The following is an 18,462-nucleotide window of genomic DNA, read 5'->3' on the forward strand; positions in this document are numbered from 1 at the left end:
CGCGCACTAGTTGCGAGTTCAACGAATACTGGCTTCGGTGCTACCGTGCACGTATGGCAGTCATGACGGCCGGCGCGCGGCTCGAGGAACGGTGGCGGGGCATTCTCGCGGTGCACGCACGCACGATGTGCGAGATCGACCGCGTGCTGCACCCGCACGGTCTGGGCGCGAGCGACTTCGAGGTGCTCGACGTCCTCGCGACCGAGGGACCCGAGGAGGGCGCCCAGTGCCGGGTGCAGAACCTGGTCGGCAGGGTCCATCTGAGTCAGAGCGCGCTGTCCCGGCTCATCGCCCGCCTGGAGAAGGACGGGCTGGTGGAGCGCACCATGTGCGCGGAGGACCGGCGCGGCGTGTGGGTCACCCTGACCCGCCGGGGCCGCGACCTGCACGCCGAGGTGCTGCCCCTGCAGCGGGCCGTGCTGGCCCGCATGCTGGGCGACGACGACCAGCCGACCTCAGGGGCGGGCCAGTAGGGTGCGCACGCCGTCCGACGTGAGGGTGAGGCGGTGCTCCGAGCCGGCGTCGATGGACAGTGACAGGTCCTCGGCCGGCCACTGCGCGGCGAGGGCGCCCAGCGGCACCATCCGGTAGCGGGAGACGTAGGGCAGCAGGTCGGCCATCTCCAACTCCGAGGTGAACACGGGCACCACCTGCCCGCCGCCCTGCTGCTCCAGTACCGGCAGGGCCAGCGTCCCGGGGTCGGCGCCGTCCTGCTCGTTCGCGTCGTCGGGCACCGGGACGAGCACGTCGCTGCTAGCGAGCGTGTCGAGCGCCGCCGTGTCCCCGGTGTTCTCGGCGAGCGCGTCCAGCGCACGCTGGGCGGGCGAGACGGAGTTGTCGTTCGCGGGTGTTTCCATGGCAGATCCCTGGTAGCGGCGGTGGTGGGCCCGCCCCGATGATCGGCACGGGACGGTCCAACCTCGCGTACCCGATCAGCCGGGGCGCAATCCTGTTCGGGATGTGAGGACCGGGGCTCGTGCGGTTACCCGGGAGGTCCCCGGAAGTCGAGCCACGGACTGGGAGAAGTGCTCATGTCCCACACCACCAGCGCCCGCGAGGTGGTCGACGCCATCAAGGACGTCGACTTCCCCGCGGGCAAGGACGAACTGATCCAGGCGGCGCGCAAGGCGGGTGCCTCGCCCGACGCCGTCGCCGCGCTGCGCGGCATCCCGCCCGAGAGTTACGCCAACCGTGACGAGGTGGCCCGGTCGGTCCGCGTGGACCCCGCCTCCGACCTCGGCACCTCCCCCGCGCAGCGCGCCGAGCAGGCACGCGCGGGCGGCAAGCCCGGCCAGTCCCAGCATCTGCGCGAGGTACCCAAGCCGCCCGTGGAGGAGGAACTGGACCGGGACCGCTGACGACCGGGAGCGCGCCCTCCCCTCCTCGCTCCGGACACCCACCCCCGCACCGCAACCTTTCGGTCAATCCGTATGTCCCACCCGATAACGGAAACAGGCGCACTCCTGGGGACACCATGCGACGAAGCAGAGCGGTATGGGTGGCGGTCGTGCTCGCGGGCACCGCCTTGGCGACGGCCACGGTCACCGACGCACGGAGCACCGTGCGGAACACCGCGCACACCACGGCGTGTGCCACCGGCTGGAGCAGCCTCGACAAGACCCGCGCCGCGGGGACGACGACCCCGGTGACGAACGTCAAGGCCGGCCGCCACGCGTGCTTCGACCGGTTGGTCGTCGACGTGCCCGGCGCACGCGCCGGCCGTCTCGGCCACGTCGTCCGGTACGTCGACCGGCTCCACCAGGACGGCTCGGGCCGCCCGATCCCGGTCGGCGGCGGAGCCGTCCTGGAGGTCCGGATCGCCGCGCCCGGCTACCGCCCCGAGACCGGCGCCGCCACGTATCCCGGGCGGGCCGGCGGGCCTCTGCCGGGTGTGGACCTCACCGGGTACCGCACCTTCCGGGACACCCGGTTCGCCGGCAGCTTCGAGGGGGAGACGCAGTTCGGGCTCGGAGTCCGGGCCCGCCTGCCGTTCCGGGTGCTGGCGCAGGACGGCCGCGTCGTGGTGGACGTCGCCCACTCCTGGAGCGGCACCCGCTGACACCTGGGGCGAGACCCTCGCACCGAACAGTCGTCGACCATCACCGGCCACCGATCATCTGATCAGGGCGGGGCCCACTTGATCGATCAGAAGTGCGATCGGGTTAGCATATGAGCGCCGCCTAGCTCGAAAGATAGAGACGTGACTGTCAACGACGACTCGTTCACCAACTGGAAGCACCGCGAAGAGATCGCGGAATCGATGATCCCGATGATCGGGAAGCTGCACCGCGAGCAGGACGTCACGATCCTGCTGCACAGCCGTTCCCTGGTGAACAAGTCGGTGGTCAGCATCCTCAAGACCCACCGCTTCGCCCGCCAGATCGCCGGCGCGGAGCTGTCGGTCACCGAGACGATGCCCTTCCTGCGGGCCCTCACCACGCTCGACCTCGGCCCCTCCCAGATCGACATCGGCATGCTCGCCGCGACCTACCGCAGCGACGACCGCGGGCTGACGGTGGAGGAGTTCACCGCCGAGGCCGTCGCCGGGGCCACGGGCGCCAACAAGATCGACCGTCGCGAGCCCCGCGACGTCGTCCTCTACGGCTTCGGCCGCATCGGCCGCCTCGTCGCCCGCCTGCTCATCGAGAAGGCCGGTTCGGGCAACGGTCTGCGGCTGCGCGCCATCGTCGTGCGCGGTGGCGGTGAGCGGGCCGCCGAGGACATCGTGAAGCGCGCCTCGCTGCTGCGCCGCGACTCCGTGCACGGCCAGTTCCAGGGCACGATCACCGTCGACGAGGACACCAGCACGATCCTCGCCAACGGCAACGCGATCAAGGTGATCCACGCCGACGACCCGACGCAGGTCGACTACACGGCGTACGGCATCAAGAACGCCATCCTCATCGACAACACCGGCAAGTGGCGCGACCGCGAGGGCCTGTCGAAGCACCTGCGACCCGGCATCGACAAGGTCGTCCTGACCGCGCCGGGCAAGGGCGACGTCCCGAACATCGTGCACGGCGTCAACCACGAGACCGTCAAGCCGGACGAGCAGATCCTGTCCTGCGCCTCCTGCACCACCAACGCGATCGTCCCGCCACTGAAGGCCATGGCGGACGAGTACGGGGTGCTGCGCGGCCACGTGGAGACCGTCCACTCGTTCACCAACGACCAGAACCTGCTGGACAACTACCACAAGTCGGACCGCCGTGGCCGCAGCGCGCCGCTGAACATGGTCATCACGGAGACGGGTGCCGCCTCCGCCGTCGCCAAGGCGCTCCCCGACCTCGAGGCGAGGATCACCGGCAGCTCGATCCGCGTGCCGGTGCCGGACGTGTCGATCGCGATCCTCAACCTGCAGCTCGCCCGCGAGACCACCCGCGAGGACGTGCTCGACCACCTCCGTGAGGTGTCGCTGACCTCGCCGCTCAAGCGCCAGATCGACTTCATCAGCGCCCCCGACGCGGTCTCCAGCGACTTCATCGGCTCGCGACACGCCTCGATCGTCGACGCCGGCGCGCTCAAGGTCGAGGGCGACAACGCGATCCTCTACCTCTGGTACGACAACGAGTTCGGCTACTCCTGCCAGGTCGTCCGCGTCGTCCAGCACGTCTCCGGGGTGGAGTACCCGACGTACCCGGCCCCGGCGGTCTGATCCGGAGTTTCACGCGTAGGCGCGAGGGGCGGTGGGGCATGGTGTCCCACCGCCCCTCGCGCGTGCCCGGTCGGGACCAGAGGCCCGCATCGGCCGTACCGGCCGGGGCACGCGTGGGGTGGTGTTCGCCCCTCGGACGCCGTGTCGCGCGACGGTCGGCTGAAACGAGAATGGAGCCATGAACGGACTGGTTCGGCGCTCGCCCTGGGGCGAGGTGCTGATCTGGTGCGTGGCGGTGCTGAGCCTGACCGTCCTCGCCACGGCAGCCGTCGTGCGAAGCACCGTGCTCGACCCCGAGTTCTACGGCCAGGTACTGGAGGACGAGCGGGCCTACCAGCGGTTCTACGACGAGGTACTGGTCGACCCGGACAGTACGCCGCTGGCCCGCGATCTGCTGGACCGGCTGCCCGTTCCGCAGTCGACCATCACCTCCAACCTCAAGGTGGTGATCCCGCCGGAGACGCTGCGGGCCATGGGGGACCGACAGATCGCAGAGGTGGTCCACTACCTGGAGGGCGACAGCGACCGGCTGCGGGTCACGGTCGACCTCGAGCCCGTCGTCGCCAACGTCGAGCGGCTCAGCCGCGCCTACTTCGGCGATGCCGTCGCCGCGCTGCAGCAACGGTCCGAACCCGATTTCCAGGCCTTCGTACAACGCCTGTCCGAACTGGCGGCGCAGGTGGTGGCCGGCGAGGCGCCCCTCGAGGACCTGCCGTCGCTACCGCTCTCCCCCAGCCAGGCGGTCGCGGCCACGAACGCGCTGCTGCGTCTGGTGCCCACGGCCGCGCGCGCCGACCTCAGGCCCACCGTGCAGACCGCGCTCGACCGGGGCGACGTGGCCTCGGCGCTGGCCGCCCTCGCGCCGGTCGCCCTGACTGACCAGGTCCGGGCCGTCGCCGGGGAGCTGCTGCGGGAGGCGAACGCGGGGACGTGGGTCGTCACCGTCGAGCTGGACCCCTCGTACGAGGCGTTGGCTCCGGTGGACCGGGCGCGTTCCGTCACCCGCCTCTTCCAGGGGGTGGTGGAACCGGCGGCAGCGGTGCTCTGCGCCGCCGCGCTCACCCTGCTGTGGTTCTCCACGCCCTCCCCCGCCCGGCGCCGGCTGATGCCGCTGGGCTGGGTGCCCGCCGCGGCCGCCTCGCTGATGGCGCTGACGGTGTTCCTCCTGCGTCTCACGTCGGGCGGCGCCCTCTTCGGCCCGCCGGCGTCGTGGCCCCCGTCTGCGAGGACACTCCTCGGCGACATCCAGGGCGCCGCTCTCGACCGGCTCCTGACCACCGCGACGGTCGTCGCGGTGATCCTGCTCGCCGCCGGCGCCCTGCTGATCACGGTCGGCTGGGTCTGGCAGACCAGGCCCGGTGTGCCGGTCCTCACCGACCCCCGGCACGGCCCGGCCCTGACCTTCGCCGTCACGGCGTGCGCGCTCGTCGGCACGGTGGTGGCACCTGTGGCGATCACCGGGTCCGCGCCGCGCATCTGCCAGGGCAGCGCCGAGCTGTGCGACGCCCGCTACGACGAGATCGCCCAGCTCGCGGCGCACAACGCGATGGCCACGACGGCGGACCGGTTCATCGGCCCCCTGCAGGACCCCGACATCGTCGGCCAGCTGAACGCCGGGGTGCGCGTGCTGCTCCTCGACACGCACCGATGGGAACGGCCCGAGGAGGTCGCGGACCGGCTGAGCACCTCGGACTTCTCCCCGGAACTGCGCCGGCGGCTCACCCAGGTCCTGGAGCGGGTGAACCCTCCCCACCCGGGCCTGTGGCTGTGCCACTCGGTCTGCGGCGCCGGGGCCCTCGACCTGGTACCCACGCTGCGGCAGATCGGTGAGTGGCTGCGCGCGAACCCCACGGAGGTGGTCACCCTGGTGGTGCAGGACGGCGTCGACCCGGTGGAGACCCGGAACGCCTTCGAACGGGCCGGCCTCGCCGACCTGCTGTACGAGCCGGACGCGGACCCGGACCGCCCGTGGCCGAAGCTCAAGGACATGATCGACGGCGGCCGGCGTCTGGTCGTCTTCGCGGAGAAGGCGGACGGGCCGGCGCCCTGGTACCGCAACCTCTACCGGTACGGCATGGAGACGCCCTTCGCCTTCCGCAGCCCGGACGAGATGACCTGTCTGCCGAACCGGGGCGGTACGGACAAGCGGCTGTTCCTGATGAACCACTTCGTGACGGCCGGCGGCGGAGTACGGCTGGACGCCGGCGTCGTCAACTCCCGCGCGCGGGTGCTGGAGCGCGCCCGTGCCTGCGAGCGGCAGCGCGGCAGACCCGTCAACTTCGTCGCGGTGGACTACGCGACGGTCGGCGACGCGCTCGGCGCGGTGGAGCAGCTCAACGCCGAACGCCTCCAGGACGATTCCCGCTTCCCGGTGAGACGCTCACCGGACGGGCCGTCCGGCGCGCGGGGAGCGCGCGGGTCCCCGGGGTGAGCCGGCCCGGCGGACGACCGGCCCGCCCGGCGACGCGGAGGTGGTCCGTGCCGCCGGGCGGGCGGGGCGCCGCCGGCGGTCCGGGCGGACCGCCGGCCGGCGTCACCGGCTGATCGTGAACTGCGAGCCCGGTTCGATCAGTACGTCGCCCTGGGCCGAATCGGTGATCGTGACGTTCGTCAGGGTGGCGCTGCCGCGGGCACCGCTCATCGCGAGGATTCCCGAGCCGTTGTTCGACTTGTCGATGCGGACGTCGGTGATCCTGACGCCCGGCATCGCTCCCCCTCCCGTCTTGAACTGGATGCCGTCATAGGTCGAGTCGAGGATCTCGGTGTCCCGGATGGTCACGCCCGGGATGTCCTGCCCCTGCGCGAAGAGGGTGATGGCGCCGAACTCCTGCGCCTCGCCCCAGAACGCGCCACCCGTCCGGTGCAGGGCGTTGCCCGCGATGAGGGTCTGGCCGGAGAAGGGCAGCGGGTCGTGGTCGGTGGCGAGCATGATGCCCGGGTAGTTCATCGTGTCGGAGACGACGTTGTTCTCGATGGTGTTGCCGTGGCCGCCGTACACCGCGATGCCGTTGGCCCGCCACGGCAGCTGGATGGTGTTGTTGCGGAAGTGGTTGTCGTGACCGACGTCCACGGCGGTGTCCTTCACGTACTTGCTGGCCCACACCGCGAGCGAGTCGTCACCGGTGTTGCGGAAGGAGGAGTTGTGGACGGTGGAGTTGCGGGTGCCGTTGGCGAAGTTGATGCCGTCGGCGTAGGTGTTGCGAATGCGCATGCCGGTGAACTCCAGGCCGTCACCGGGCCCCCACAGCTCGGGGATGTTCGCGTAGTCGCGGCCGGCCCACACGCCGACGTTGGCGTGTTCGATCCACACATTGGTGATCCTGGTGTCCTTGCCGAAACGGCCGTTGAGCCCGACGCCGCCCTCGTGGTTCCCGTCGCCGCCGCGGATGGTGCCCGAGCCGAAGATGGCGATGTCGGAGATCTTGGTGTTGTCGTCGATGTCGAAGCCGAAGTTGCCCTCGTGCGGGTGGTTGATCCCGCCGGCCTCGTGCGGCGGGGTGAGGGTGTGCAGCTGAGAGTGCCACATGCCCGCGCCGCGGATGGTGACGTCGCGGATGCCGACCTGGTTGAACTGGCCGCGGTTCTGCGGGTCGTCGGTGAGGATCTTCTGCTCCTGGCGCCACTGCCCGGCCGGGATCCACACGCAGTCGATCCGGCCGTTCTGGTCGTCGGTGACGGCGCGCTGGATGGCGTCGGTGTCGTCGAGTCCGTCGCCGGGGACGGCGCCGTACTCGGTGATCGAGGTGCAGTTCGCCGGCTTGGCCGCCGGGGGTGCGACCTGCTCCAGGTCGATCAGGTCGATGACGTAGAAGGCGGCCGAGTCGCCCGCGTCGCGCTGGAGGCGGAACGTGGTGCCCTGCGGGTAGGTCTTCGACAGCAGCGCGTGGGACTCGTCGAAGAGTCGCCGCGCGTCGCCGCCCGGCCGGTTGGTGAGCCCTTCGGGGTCGTCGGTGTTCCCGTACAGCCAGCTGTGCTTGGAGGACAGGGTCAGCTTCCGCACGAAGGCGCCGTCGGCGTAGAGGCTGATCGTGGCCTGCGCTCCCCCGCCGCCGGGGGCGTCCGGGACGGAGTTGCGCACCACGACGGAGTTGGTGGGCGTGGTGGAGGTGAACTCGACGTACTGGCCGGTGGAGTTGAGCCGGACCGACCTGCGTCCGGAGGACTCGGTGGCGAAGTTGGTGTGGCCGAAGGTGCGCTTGGCGTCGGTGGTGAGCAGGGTGCCCTCGTAGCGGCCGTCCTCCGCCTCGTACTCGGTGTACGGCACGGCGGCGCCGCGGCCGACGACGAGGGACTTGGCGAGCACGTTGTTGTTCTCGTTGGTCTCGGTGACGACGCCGGTGGCGTCCGCGGTGGCGGTGAGTGTGACGCCGCCGTCGGTCGCCGTCCAGGTGCCGCTGATCGGGACGTTCACCGTGGCCCCGGGGGCCACCTGACCGGTCGTGCCGTTGAGCGTGCTGGAGCCGGCCTGGATCCGGGTCACCGATCCCGCCGCGGCGGCGCTGGTGCCGCGGTTGTGCACGGCGACGGTGAAGGAGACGGGTGCGCCGACGGCCGGGTTCGCCGGGTCGGTGGTGAGGGAGCGCACCTCCAGGTCGGGGCCGGGGGCCCGTTCGACGACCAGCCGGTCCGTGGCGGTGCGGCTGTTGTTGGAGTCGTCCAGTTCGGCGACCGTGTCACGCGGGTCGACCACGGCGGAGACCGCGTAGCTGCCGGCCGCGCGGTTGCCGGTGGAGACGGCGACCTCGGTGGACTGGCCGGGGTCGAGCGCGGGTACCTCCGCGCTGCCGGCGGCCGTGCCCTCCACGGTGACGTCGGTGGTCGTCGCGGCCGAGCGTGCGGTGCCGGCGTTGCGGACCGTGACGTTCACGGTGACCGGGTCCCGCTCGGAGGGAGCGGCGGGTGACCAGTCGAGGCCGGTGACCGTCAGGTCGGGCGCGGGTGCGGCGGTGCCCACGACCTGGAACTCGGCGACCTGGCCGCCCGGCGCGCCGGTGTTGGCGAAGAACCTGAGCCGCACGTCGGCCACCCGGCCGGTGACGGGGATGGTCACCGAGTTGCCCTGGCCCGGACTGAAGGCGTAGTCGGCGCGGTCGCGCAGCGAGGTGAAGGTGCTCGCGCCCTGCTCGCGGCCGAGCACCTGGATGCTCTGGGTCCGCGCGGTCCAGACGGGGTCGGGGTTGAGCTTGACCACCACGGCGCTCACGTCCGCGTCGGCGCCGAGCTCTACGGTGAGGTCGGCGGGGTGGCCGGCCGCTTCCCAGTAGGTGGAGGTGGAATCGTCGGTGGCGTTGGCCGCGACGTAGGAGTGCACCGACGAGGTGGCCTGAACCGGCTTGTTGCGGGCCAGGTTGGTGCCGGTGGGCGGCGGCCCGGTGTCCACGTCCTCGCCGTAGACCTCGAGCTCGGAGAGTTGCGCGGCGTTCCAGCCGGTGTTGCCGGTGACCTGGACGCGGACGTACCGCGCGTCGGAGGGGGAGGCCAGGTCGACGGAGACGGTGTTGGCCCGCGCCGGGTCGAACGCCCGTTCCGACGAGGCGGCGAGCGTGCGGAAGGTGGAGCCGTCGGTGCTGCCCTGGAGGGAGAGGGTCTGGCTGCGGCTCTCCCAGCCGGCGGGCAGTTTGAGGACCACCCGGTCGACGTCGCGGGCCGTGCCGAGGTCGACCTGTACCCACTGGGGGAACGAGCCGGCCGGACCCTCCCAGTAGGACGCCTGGGTGCCGTCGGTGGTGTTGGCGGCCGGGTACGCGCCGTGGGAGCCGCCTGCCGTGGCCGGGCGGCCGAGTGCGAGGTTGACGTCGGCGGCGGCCGTCGCGGCCCGCGCGGTGGTGGCGAAGGGCAGCGGCAGCAGCCCGACCGTCATCAGCCCGGCTACGACGGCGCCCGTCAGCGACCGTCGGCCGAGAGATCTCCATCTCATGGGGGTCCTCTGTTCCGTGGGGAAGGCGGGGAGCGCGACAGGTCGACGGGAAGGGGAGCATCGACCATGCGCGTCAATTGAGCAGGACAGTCGATTCTTTGCGGAAAGTGCGTCATCAGATTTCTAGTGCGTCACCAGTTTGTCAACGGTCCGCGTTTGGGCCGTAGTTGCCACGCAAACAGCTTGCACAGCTTGCGTGGAAATTGCGTTCACTGTGGCCTGGGATGTTTCTGCCACCGGGGTGCTGTGTGGCTTCGCGAACCTCGTCGTGTGCGCAAGTCGTGCACCGACGCGAGAAACAACAAGGGCCGGGCCCCCGCCCCCGGGGGGGGGGCCCGCCCCGGGCCGGGGGGGGGCCCCCCCGGGGGGGGCGGGCCGGCCCTTGCCGGTGAGGGTCCCCCTCGGGGCCCGGTCAGTCCGTGCCGGACTCCATGGCGGCGCGGTCCAGCAGTTCGTCGTCGCGGGAGACCTCGCCACGGGAGGCGATGGCCTGCGCGCCGCCCTCCGGCATGGCACCGATCAGCCCGGTCGCGGCGGCCTGCGCGGCACCGATGGCGGGGTTCGCCGTGCCGATCAGGCCGAGCCCGGCGTACTGCTCCAGCTTGGCGCGCGAGTCGGCGATGTCGAGGTTGCGCATGGTGAGCTGGCCGATCCGGTCCACCGGGCCGAACGCGGAGTCCTCGGTGCGCTCCATCGACAGCTTGTCCGGGTGGTAGCTGAACGCCGGGCCCGTGGTGTCGAGGATCGAGTAGTCCTCACCGCGCCGCAGCCTGAGGGTGACCTCTCCGGTGACCGCCGAGCCGACCCAGCGCTGCAGCGACTCCCGGATCATCAGGGACTGCGGGTCCAGCCAGCGGCCCTCGTACATCAGCCGGCCCAGCCGCCGGCCCTCGGTGTGGTACTGGGCGAGGGTGTCCTCGTTGTGGATCGCGTTGACGAGGCGCTCGTAGGCCGCGTGCAGCAGGGCCATGCCGGGCGCCTCGTAGATGCCGCGGCTCTTGGCCTCGATGATCCGGTTCTCGATCTGGTCGGACATGCCCATGCCGTGCCGGCCGCCGATGGCGTTGGCCTCCATCACCAGGTCGACCGGGGAGGCGAACTCCTTGCCGTTGACCGTCACGGGGCGGCCCTGGTCGAAGCCGATCGTGACGTCCTCGGCGGCGATCTCGACCGACGGGTCCCAGAACCGCACGCCCATGATGGGCTCGACGGTCTCCACGCCGGTGTCGAGGTGCTCCAGCGTCTTGGCCTCGTGGGTGGCGCCCCAGATGTTGGCGTCGGTGGAGTACGCCTTCTCCGTCGAGTCCCGGTAGGGGAGGTCGTGGGCGAGGAGCCACTCCGACATCTCCTTGCGGCCGCCGAGCTCGGTCACGAAGTCCGCGTCCAGCCACGGCTTGTAGATCCTGAGCTGCGGGTTGGCGAGCAGGCCGTACCGGTAGAACCGCTCGATGTCGTTGCCCTTGAACGTGGAGCCGTCGCCCCAGATCTGGACGTCGTCCTCGAGCATCGCCCGGACGAGGAGCGTGCCAGTGACGGCGCGGCCGAGCGGCGTGGTGTTGAAGTAGGCACGCCCGCCCGAGCGGATGTGGAACGCCCCGCAGGTGAGCGCGGCCAGGCCCTCCTCGACCAGTGCCGCGCGGCAGTCGACCAGGCGCGCGATCTCGGCGCCGTAGGTCTTCGCACGGTCGGGCACCGAGGCGATGTCGGGCTCGTCGTACTGGCCGATGTCGGCGGTGTACGTGCAGGGGACGGCGCCCTTGTCACGCATCCACGCGACCGCGACCGAGGTGTCGAGGCCGCCCGAGAAGGCGATACCGACGCGCTCGCCGGTGGGGAGGGAGGTGAGGACCTTGGACATAGGAAGAGTATGCATGATTACGCATGATCATGCAAAGCCTGTGGTCACCGGGAAAGCCCGTGCGGTCACCGGGTCGGAACGAGCGGTGGCGCCCGAGGAGTCATCGGGCGGCACCGCTCGTGGTAATGCCTGCGGATCAGGCGTCGGCAGCGGCTCCCGGTCCCCCAGCGGCGGACTGGCCGAAGACGGCGTGCAGGCGCCGCGTGTGGTCGACCTGGCGTTCCGGACCGGTCAGGGTGACCGTCGCCGTCAGGAGCGGGGCGGTGCTCGACGCGGCGAGCCGCAGCTCCAGGTCGCCCGCCTCGACGACGCGGCGGCCGTCGCGGCCGGTGAACGACGCGAGGTCGGCCGGGACGGTGACGCGCACCCGGCGTGCCTCACCGGGGGCCAGCGGCACCCGCGTGTAGCCGATGAGGCGCTGCACCGGCTGGACGACGGAGGCGACCGGGTCGTGCAGGTACAGCTGGACGACCTCCGTGCCGTGCCGTTCACCCGTGTTGCGCACGGTGAACGCCAGCGCGAACTCGCCGTCGGTGGACGTCTCCCCGGCGTCCACCACGAGGTCGCTCCAGGCGAACGTGGTGTACGTGAGGCCGTGCCCGAAGCCGAAGGCGGGCGTCGGGTCGATGTTGGACACCTCGCTGGCGTGGGCGAGCCGCGCGCCGAGATAGGTGGTCGGCTGGGCCCCGGCTCCGCGCGGCACGCTGACGGGCAGCCTGCCGGAGGGGCTGATGCGCCCGCTGAGCACCCCGGCGATGGCGGCGGTGCCCTCCTCCCCGGGGAAGAACGACTGCACGATCGCGGCGGACTGGGTCACGGCCCGGCCCAGGGCATAGGGCCGACCGGCGAGCAGCACCGTCACGACCGGCTTGCCGGTGTCCAGCAGCGCGTCGAGGAGGTGCTGCTGCGCGCCGGGCAGGGCCAGCGACTCGGCGTCGCAGCCCTCGCCGCTGGTGCCGCGGCCGAACAGTCCGGCGCGGTCGCCCAGGACGGCGACGACGACGTCGGCCTCCCGCGCCGCCCGGACGGCCTCGGGGATGCCGAAGACGTCGCCGTCGTCGACGCCCGTGCCGTGCGCGTGGGTGATCTCGGCGTCGGGGAACTCGGCGGCGAGGGTGTCGCGCAGGGTGGGCAGTTCGATGCCGACCGGGTTCTCGGGGTGGTGGACGCCGATGTGCTGGGGGAAGGAGTAGCAGCCCAGTACGGCGGTGGACTCGTCGGCGTTGGGTCCGACCAGGGCGATGCGGCGCGGCCTCTCGAGCGGCAGGGTGCCGTCGTTGCTGAGCAGCACGACCGCTTCCTCGGCGACCGCGCGGGCCAGCCCGCGGTTCTCCGGTGAGTCCAGGTCGATCCGGCCGCGCAGGGTGTCCGGGTCGTCCAGATCCGCCCCGTCGAGCGCGGCGGGCACCGGGTTCCAGTCCGGGTCGAGCAGGCCGAGCATCGCCTTCTGGGTGAGCACCCGGCGCAGGGCGCGGTCGATGAGCGGCTCCGGTACGCGGCCGTCGGCGACGGCCTCCACCAGGGGCGTGCCGAACGTCTTGACGGTGGGCAGTTCGACGTCGACGCCCGCCCGCAGCGCGGCGCCGGCCGCGCCCGCCCAGTCGGCGGCGATGCCGTGCAGCGTCTTCAGGAACGCGATGCCGAAGTAGTCGGCGACGACGGTGCCGTCGAAGCCCCAGGTGTCGCGGAGCAGCCCGGTGAGCAGGTCCTCGTCGGCCGCGGCGGGCATGCCGTCGGTGTCGGTGTAGGCGTGCATCACCGACCGGGCGCCGCCCTCGCGGATCGCCATCTCGAAGGGCGGCAGCAGGACGTCGGCGCGCTCGCGCGGGCCCACGGAGGAGGGGGCGAGGTTGCGTCCGGCGCGGGAAGCCGAGTAGCCGACCAAGTGCTTGAGGGTGGCGACGATCCCGGCGGACTCAAGGCCCCGCACATAGGCGGTGCCGATGGTGCCGACGAGGTACGGGTCCTCGCCGATGGTCTCCTCGACCCGCCCCCAGCGGGCGTCGCGCACCACGTCCAGGACGGGCGCGAGGCCCTGGTGGACGCCGACGGCACGCATGTCGCGGCCGATGGCTGCGGCCATGCGGTGGACCAGGTCGGGGTCGAAGGTGGCGCCCCAGGACAGCGGGACGGGGTAGGCGGTCGCGCCCCAGGCGGCGAAGCCGGCCAGACACTCCTCGTGCGCGAGGGCGGGGATGCCGAACCGGTTCGTGGCGGCGATGCGGTTCTGGGTGCGCATGAGGGAGAGCGCGCCGAGCGCCGGGTCGACGGGCGCGGTGCCGAAGGGGCGGGTGAGTTGGCCCAGTCCGGTGGGCAGGAGTGCGTCGAGGTCGACGGCCTCCTCCATGTCGTGCTGATGGGGGGCGACGTCTCCGCCCTCGTTGGACGCGCCGACCCATACGCCGTACAGCTGGGCGATCTTCTCCTCGGGGGTCATCGCTTCGATCAGCGCGGACACCCGGGCGGTGAGGGACTGGGCGGGGTCGTTCCAGAGGGGGATTTCGGGGGTGGTCTCAACGGCCACGTCGGCGATCACTTTCCTCCGACGCCCATCAGGCCCTGGACCAGGGCACGACGGGCGAACAGGTAGACGAGCAGGATGGGCACCATGGACAGCACTACGGCTCCCAGCAGACCGGGGATGTCGATCCCGTGCGCGGTCTGGAAGTTGTACAGACCCAGGGTGACCACCTTGGTGGACTCGGACTGGGTCAGGACGAGCGGGAACAGGAAGCCGTTCCACGCCTGGAGCGCGGAGAACACCACGATCGTGGACAGTCCGCCGCGCGACAGCGGCACGACGAGCTGGAAGAACATCCGCCGCGGACTGGCGCCGTCCATGGCCATGGCCTCGTACAGCTCCGGGGAGATGTCACGCATCGCGCCGCTCAGGATCAGCGCGGACATCGGCAGGCAGAACGCGGCCGTGGGCAGGATGACGCCGAGGAGGTTGTCGTACAGCCCGGCCTCGCTGATCAGGTAGAACATCGGCACGATCACGGCCTGGGCCGGGATGGCGAGGCCGAGCAGGAACAGCCGGAAGATCGCCGACGTGGCCCTGCCGCGACTGCGGACGATCGCGTAGGCGAGCGGCGGCACCAGCAGCAGCACGATGCCGATCACGCAGGCGGTGACGACCAGGGTGTTGAAGAAGTACTGGCCGAAGCCCGAGTCGAAGGCGCCGGTGTAGTTGTCCAGCGTGAAGCTGTCCGGGATCGAGACCGGGCCGTTCTCGGCGTAGTCCTGGCGGGTGCGCAGGGTCGCGGCGAGCATCACGTACAGCGGCAGTCCGACCAGGAAGAGCCAGAAGAGCGAGCCGACGCCGGCCACGTAGTTGGGTCGGCGCCTCATGACACACCCTCCGCGGAGCTGCGCATCTTGTCGTAGCCGGAGACCCGGACGACGATCAGCGAAATGATCGTGGCCGCGACGACCAGGGCCAGGGCGATTGCCGAGCCGATGCCGTAGTCGAAGCTCTTGAAGGCCTTGTCGTACATGTAGTAGGCGCTGATGGTGGTGTCGGTGCCGGGGCCGCCCTGGGTCAGGATGAGGACCGTCTCGAACGTGGTCAGGCCGCCGACGATCATCAGGATCATCGAGGTGATCATGGAGGTGCGCAGCTGCGGCAGGGTGATGTGGAAGAACTGCCGGTAGCGGCCGGCCCCGTCGATCTCCGCCGCCTGGTACAGCACCGGCGGGATCGCGCGGGCGGCGCCCTGGTAGATCAGCGTGTGGAACGGGGTGAACTGCCATGTGCTGACGAACGCCAGCACTCCGATGGCGGTGCTCTGTTCACCGAACAGGTTGCCGTCGCCGAACAGCCAGGCGGCTTCGGCCGGGATGCCGAAGTTGGGGTCGAGCAGCGCCCGCCACAGCACGGACACGGCCGTCGCGGAGAGCAGCAGGGGGATGAAGTAGATGACCGACAGGACGGCGCGGTTGCGCTGGTGACCGGCGGCCCAGACGCCGAGCAGGATGCTCAGCGGCGTCTGGAGGACCACGCCGAGCGCGGTCAGCAGCAGGGTCAGCCAGATGCTCTTGAGCATGACCGGGTCGTCGATGAGGCGCGACCAGTTGTCCGTGCCGACGAACTCGGGCGAGCTGATCCCGTCCCAGCTCATGAAGGACAGCACCGCCACCATGATCAGCGGGACGATCGCGAAGAGGGCGAAGAACACTGCGGCGGGCAGCGCCCAGGCGAAGCCGGGGCGGCCTACCTTCGTTGCGGACGAGGCGGGCGGCCGCCGCCGGGACCCCTTTCGGGGGCCGGCGGCAGGCCGGGCGCTCGTGATCTGTGTGGTCATGAGCCGTTCGTCACTCGGTGGGAAGGGCCTGCATGGCCTTGATGAAGCCGTCCGTGTCGAGCTGTCCGTTGAAGAACTGCTGGACGGCCTTGTGCATGTCCGAACTCGCCTTCTGCGGGTACGCCTGGTCCCAGGACAGCTGGAACGACGGGGCGTCGGCGACGAGGTCGTACTGGAAGCGCGAATACTCGGGGTTGCCCGAGCTGTCGATGAACTTGTCGGTGTTGGTCGTGGTCGGCAGGTTGCCGATCTCCAGGTGCGCCTTGACGAACTCGTCGGAGTACATGAGCTTCAGGAACTCGGCGACGGCCTCGGGGTGCTTGGTCTTCTTCATCACCGAGTAGTAGTTGTTGGTGTTGCCGGCGACGTTCTTCGGGTCGCCCTTGCCGCCCTCGACGGTCGGGAAGGCGGTGTAGCCGAGGTCCTTCTCGGCGAACTCCTTGTGGTCCGTCAGCTGCTGGGAGTAGTACCAGGAGCCCATCAGCTCGAAGCCGGCCTTGCCCGAGGCAACCAGCTGGACCGAACCGCCGTTGGTGTACTTGACGGAGTCGTAGTTCTTGCCGAAGGCGCCGGCGTCGACCAGCTCCTTGATCATGCCCAGGGCCTTCTTGCTGTCCGGGCTCTCCCAGGCGCTCTTGTCGCCTCCGACGGCCTTCGCGAACAGCTCCGGACCGGCGATGCGGTCGTAGAGGTACTGGAACCACATCTGGGTGGGCCACACATCGCCGCCGCCGAGCGCGATCGGCGTGACACCCTTGTCCTTGAGCTTGCCCACCGCGTCGAGCAGTTCGTCCCAGGTCTTCGGCGTCTCGACGCCGGCCTCTTCGAGGACCTTCTTGTTGTGGAAGAGCAGGACCGGCTGGGTGCCGCGCATCGGGACGCCGTACGGCTTGCCGTCGACGACGGCGCTCTCGAAGACGGACGGCAGGAACTTCTGCTTCAGGTCCGGGTTCTTCTTGATGAAGTCGTCGAGCGGCAGCAGCAGGTCCGCCTTGACGAACGGCTTGATGCTGCCGCCGCCCCAGTTGTAGAAGATGTCCGGGGCCTGCGGTGTGCTGATGATCGTCTGGAGCTTCTGCTGGTAGTCGGCACCGGGGATGGTGTCGAGGACCGCCTTGACCTTGGACGTCTTGTTGAAGGTGTCGACGATCTGCTGCTCGACCTTGTTGCTGGCGTCGCCGTAGACCAGGACATGGATCTTGCCGTCGTCCGACGACCCCCCGCCGTTCCCGTCACCGCAGGCCGACAGGCTCAGGGCCAGGGCGAGCGTCGCACCGGTGGCGACCAGTCTGGGCAAGCGCGCACGTGTCTTCATCGTTCGCCTTTCGAATGTTTCGGCGCCATCACCGAAAGTCCATGCTGTCGGACAGTAAAGTCAGTCGGGAATTTTGGTCAATGGCTCTGCACGTGCCGACTCAAAACGTTATCGACGGGCCAGGGTTGGCCGCCGGGCTCCGCACGTTCCGCCCAGCGTGCGCTGGCCTATCCTGCGGGTATGCACGATGAAGTTGAGGTGGGCGCCAGAGTGACCCTGGCCGAGGTGGCGAACGAGGCGGGAGTATCCCCTTCGACAGTTTCGAAGGTGCTCAACGGTCGTTCGGATGTCTCACCCAGCACCCGGGTCAAGGTCGAGCGCCTTCTGGAGGTCCACGGCTACCGCCGCCGGAACCCGGGCGCGTCGCGTTCCCCGCTCGTCGAACTCGTCTTCCACGAGCTGGACAGCGTCTGGGCGATGGAGCTCGTCCGGGGTGTGGAGAACGTCGCCAAGCAGCACCGGACGACGGTGGTGCTCACCCGGAGCGGCACGCGGCACGCCCCCGCGCCCGACTGGATCGACGGCGTGCTCCGGCGCAGGCCACTGGGCGTCGTGCTGGTCTTCTCCTCGCTTCCCGAGGAGGTGAAACACCTGCTCGGATCGCGGGACATTCCCTACGTCATCGTCGACCCGGCCGGCGACCCCGACCCCGACGTGCCGTCCGTGGGCTCCGCCAACTGGGCCGGGGGCCTCGCGGCAACCCGCCATCTCACCGACCACGGGCACGCACGCGTCGCGATCATCACCGGGCCGGAGGACATGCTGTGCTCACTGGCCCGCCTCGACGGGTACCGCTCGGCCATGAGCATGGCGGGCCTGCCCGTCGACCCGCGACTCGTCCGCTTCGGCGACTTCCAGGTGCAGAGCGGTTTCGAGCACGCCATGGACCTGCTCGGCGGCCCCGACCGGCCGACGGCGATCTTCGCGGGCAGCGATCTGCAGGCGCTCGGCGTGCTGGAGGCGGCCCGGATCACAGGGCTGAGCGTGCCGGCGGACCTCTCGGTGGTCGGCTACGACGACGTGCCGCTGGCCCAGTGGTCGAGCCCGCCGCTGACCACGGTCCACCAGCCGCTGCGGCACATGGCCGAGGAGGCGACCCGCATGCTCTTGCGCCCGGACGACCCGGGCCAGGCCGGCCGGCGCATCGAACTGGCGACACACCTCGTCCTGCGGCAGAGCACCGCGCCACCGGCAGGAGTGACCGACGACCGGCCGACGGCCGAGACCGCGACGCTGCCGGGGCCAACGGGTCGCGGGCGCTGACCGGTTCCGGTGGGTACGGCGGGTGGTGACAGGCCGCTCCGGCCTGCGCGGCCCCTCCCCTCCCATCGGCCCACCCTCACACCGGCCAACCGCCCATCAACCTGTGCGTTCGGCATGTCGAATGGCATTCGATCCCTTGACACCCGAGGA

General features: G+C 70.6%; 13 protein-coding genes. 6 read left to right on the plus strand and 7 right to left on the minus strand.

The annotated features are described in order from the left end of the window. Positions 1-53: 53 nt before the first annotated feature. On the plus strand, positions 54-473 hold the full coding sequence (locus RM812_RS09010; RefSeq protein WP_311571885.1) for a MarR family winged helix-turn-helix transcriptional regulator: 420 nt from the start codon (positions 54-56) through the stop codon (positions 471-473). On the opposite strand, the gene RM812_RS09015 is transcribed toward RM812_RS09010, so the two are convergent. Continuing rightward, complete coding sequence (locus tag RM812_RS09015) at positions 456-857, minus strand: SseB family protein (RefSeq protein WP_311571886.1); 402 nt, start codon at positions 855-857, stop codon at positions 456-458. The genes RM812_RS09010 and RM812_RS09015 overlap by 18 nt on opposite strands. A gap of 174 nt (positions 858-1,031) precedes the next feature. Here RM812_RS09015 and RM812_RS09020 point away from each other — a divergent pair, with 174 nt between their 5' ends. From RM812_RS09020 to RM812_RS09035, 4 genes are all read left to right on the plus strand, one after another. Beyond that, positions 1,032-1,358 (plus strand): DUF2795 domain-containing protein, encoded by a 327-nt coding sequence (locus RM812_RS09020; protein WP_311571887.1) that lies wholly within the window; start codon positions 1,032-1,034, stop codon positions 1,356-1,358. A 116-nt stretch (positions 1,359-1,474) separates the two neighbouring features. After that, complete coding sequence (locus RM812_RS09025; RefSeq protein WP_311571888.1) at positions 1,475-2,059, plus strand: AMIN-like domain-containing (lipo)protein; 585 nt, start codon at positions 1,475-1,477, stop codon at positions 2,057-2,059. A gap of 141 nt (positions 2,060-2,200) precedes the next feature. After that, positions 2,201-3,655 carry a glyceraldehyde-3-phosphate dehydrogenase gene (locus RM812_RS09030; protein ID WP_311571889.1) on the plus strand — a complete coding sequence of 485 codons (1,455 nt, stop codon included), beginning with the start codon at positions 2,201-2,203 and terminating at the stop codon, positions 3,653-3,655. A 178-nt stretch (positions 3,656-3,833) separates the two neighbouring features. Beyond that, positions 3,834-6,086 (plus strand): PI-PLC domain-containing protein, encoded by a 2,253-nt coding sequence (locus tag RM812_RS09035; protein WP_311571890.1) that lies wholly within the window; start codon positions 3,834-3,836, stop codon positions 6,084-6,086. A gap of 102 nt (positions 6,087-6,188) precedes the next feature. Here RM812_RS09035 and RM812_RS09040 read toward each other — a convergent pair whose 3' ends face one another. From RM812_RS09040 to RM812_RS09065, 6 genes are all read right to left on the minus strand, one after another. Next, positions 6,189-9,572 carry a CARDB domain-containing protein gene (locus tag RM812_RS09040; protein ID WP_311571891.1) on the minus strand — a complete coding sequence of 1,128 codons (3,384 nt, stop codon included), beginning with the start codon at positions 9,570-9,572 and terminating at the stop codon, positions 6,189-6,191. Between the two features lie 412 nt (positions 9,573-9,984). Beyond that, the gene (argG, locus tag RM812_RS09045; RefSeq protein ID WP_311572086.1) at positions 9,985-11,430 is read right to left on the minus strand and encodes an argininosuccinate synthase; all 1,446 of its coding nucleotides are present in this window, start codon (positions 11,428-11,430) and stop codon (positions 9,985-9,987) included. A 136-nt stretch (positions 11,431-11,566) separates the two neighbouring features. Next, a complete protein-coding gene (locus RM812_RS09050) occupies positions 11,567-13,966 on the minus strand; it encodes a beta-xylosidase/alpha-l-arabinosidase (RefSeq protein ID WP_311571892.1) in 2,400 nt (799 codons plus the stop codon). Further along, the gene (locus RM812_RS09055) at positions 13,963-14,781 is read right to left on the minus strand and encodes a carbohydrate ABC transporter permease (protein WP_311571893.1); all 819 of its coding nucleotides are present in this window, start codon (positions 14,779-14,781) and stop codon (positions 13,963-13,965) included. The genes RM812_RS09050 and RM812_RS09055 overlap by 4 nt, the downstream gene beginning before the upstream one ends. Continuing rightward, a complete protein-coding gene (locus RM812_RS09060; protein WP_311571894.1) occupies positions 14,778-15,734 on the minus strand; it encodes a carbohydrate ABC transporter permease in 957 nt (318 codons plus the stop codon). Before RM812_RS09060 ends, RM812_RS09055 begins: the two co-directional genes overlap by 4 nt. Positions 15,735-15,744: 10 nt before the next feature. Continuing rightward, on the minus strand, positions 15,745-17,049 hold the full coding sequence (locus RM812_RS09065; RefSeq protein ID WP_311571895.1) for an ABC transporter substrate-binding protein: 1,305 nt from the start codon (positions 17,047-17,049) through the stop codon (positions 15,745-15,747). A gap of 180 nt (positions 17,050-17,229) precedes the next feature. Between RM812_RS09065 and RM812_RS09070 the strand changes: the two genes are divergently transcribed. Continuing rightward, positions 17,230-18,312 carry a LacI family DNA-binding transcriptional regulator gene (locus tag RM812_RS09070; RefSeq protein WP_311571896.1) on the plus strand — a complete coding sequence of 361 codons (1,083 nt, stop codon included), beginning with the start codon at positions 17,230-17,232 and terminating at the stop codon, positions 18,310-18,312. Positions 18,313-18,462 lie beyond the last annotated feature (150 nt).

Source organism: Streptomyces lancefieldiae, from assembly GCF_031845825.1.
Taxonomy (GTDB): Bacteria; Actinomycetota; Actinomycetes; order Streptomycetales; family Streptomycetaceae; genus Streptomyces; species Streptomyces lancefieldiae.

What these genes read in the sequence shown, in the direction of transcription:
- RM812_RS09035 (WP_311571890.1), top strand. Translation starts at nt 3,834, where the DNA reads ATGAACGGACTGGTTCGGCGCTCGCCCTGGGGCGAGGTGCTGATCTGG.
- RM812_RS09040 (WP_311571891.1), bottom strand. Translation starts at nt 9,572, where the DNA reads ATGAGATGGAGATCTCTCGGCCGACGGTCGCTGACGGGCGCCGTCGTA.
- RM812_RS09025 (WP_311571888.1), top strand. Translation starts at nt 1,475, where the DNA reads ATGCGACGAAGCAGAGCGGTATGGGTGGCGGTCGTGCTCGCGGGCACC.
- RM812_RS09010 (WP_311571885.1), top strand. Translation starts at nt 54, where the DNA reads ATGGCAGTCATGACGGCCGGCGCGCGGCTCGAGGAACGGTGGCGGGGC.
- RM812_RS09060 (WP_311571894.1), bottom strand. Translation starts at nt 15,734, where the DNA reads ATGACCACACAGATCACGAGCGCCCGGCCTGCCGCCGGCCCCCGAAAG.
- RM812_RS09015 (WP_311571886.1), bottom strand. Translation starts at nt 857, where the DNA reads ATGGAAACACCCGCGAACGACAACTCCGTCTCGCCCGCCCAGCGTGCG.
- RM812_RS09070 (WP_311571896.1), top strand. Translation starts at nt 17,230, where the DNA reads ATGCACGATGAAGTTGAGGTGGGCGCCAGAGTGACCCTGGCCGAGGTG.
- RM812_RS09055 (WP_311571893.1), bottom strand. Translation starts at nt 14,781, where the DNA reads ATGAGGCGCCGACCCAACTACGTGGCCGGCGTCGGCTCGCTCTTCTGG.
- RM812_RS09020 (WP_311571887.1), top strand. Translation starts at nt 1,032, where the DNA reads ATGTCCCACACCACCAGCGCCCGCGAGGTGGTCGACGCCATCAAGGAC.
- RM812_RS09065 (WP_311571895.1), bottom strand. Translation starts at nt 17,049, where the DNA reads ATGAAGACACGTGCGCGCTTGCCCAGACTGGTCGCCACCGGTGCGACG.
- argG (WP_311572086.1), bottom strand. Translation starts at nt 11,430, where the DNA reads ATGTCCAAGGTCCTCACCTCCCTCCCCACCGGCGAGCGCGTCGGTATC.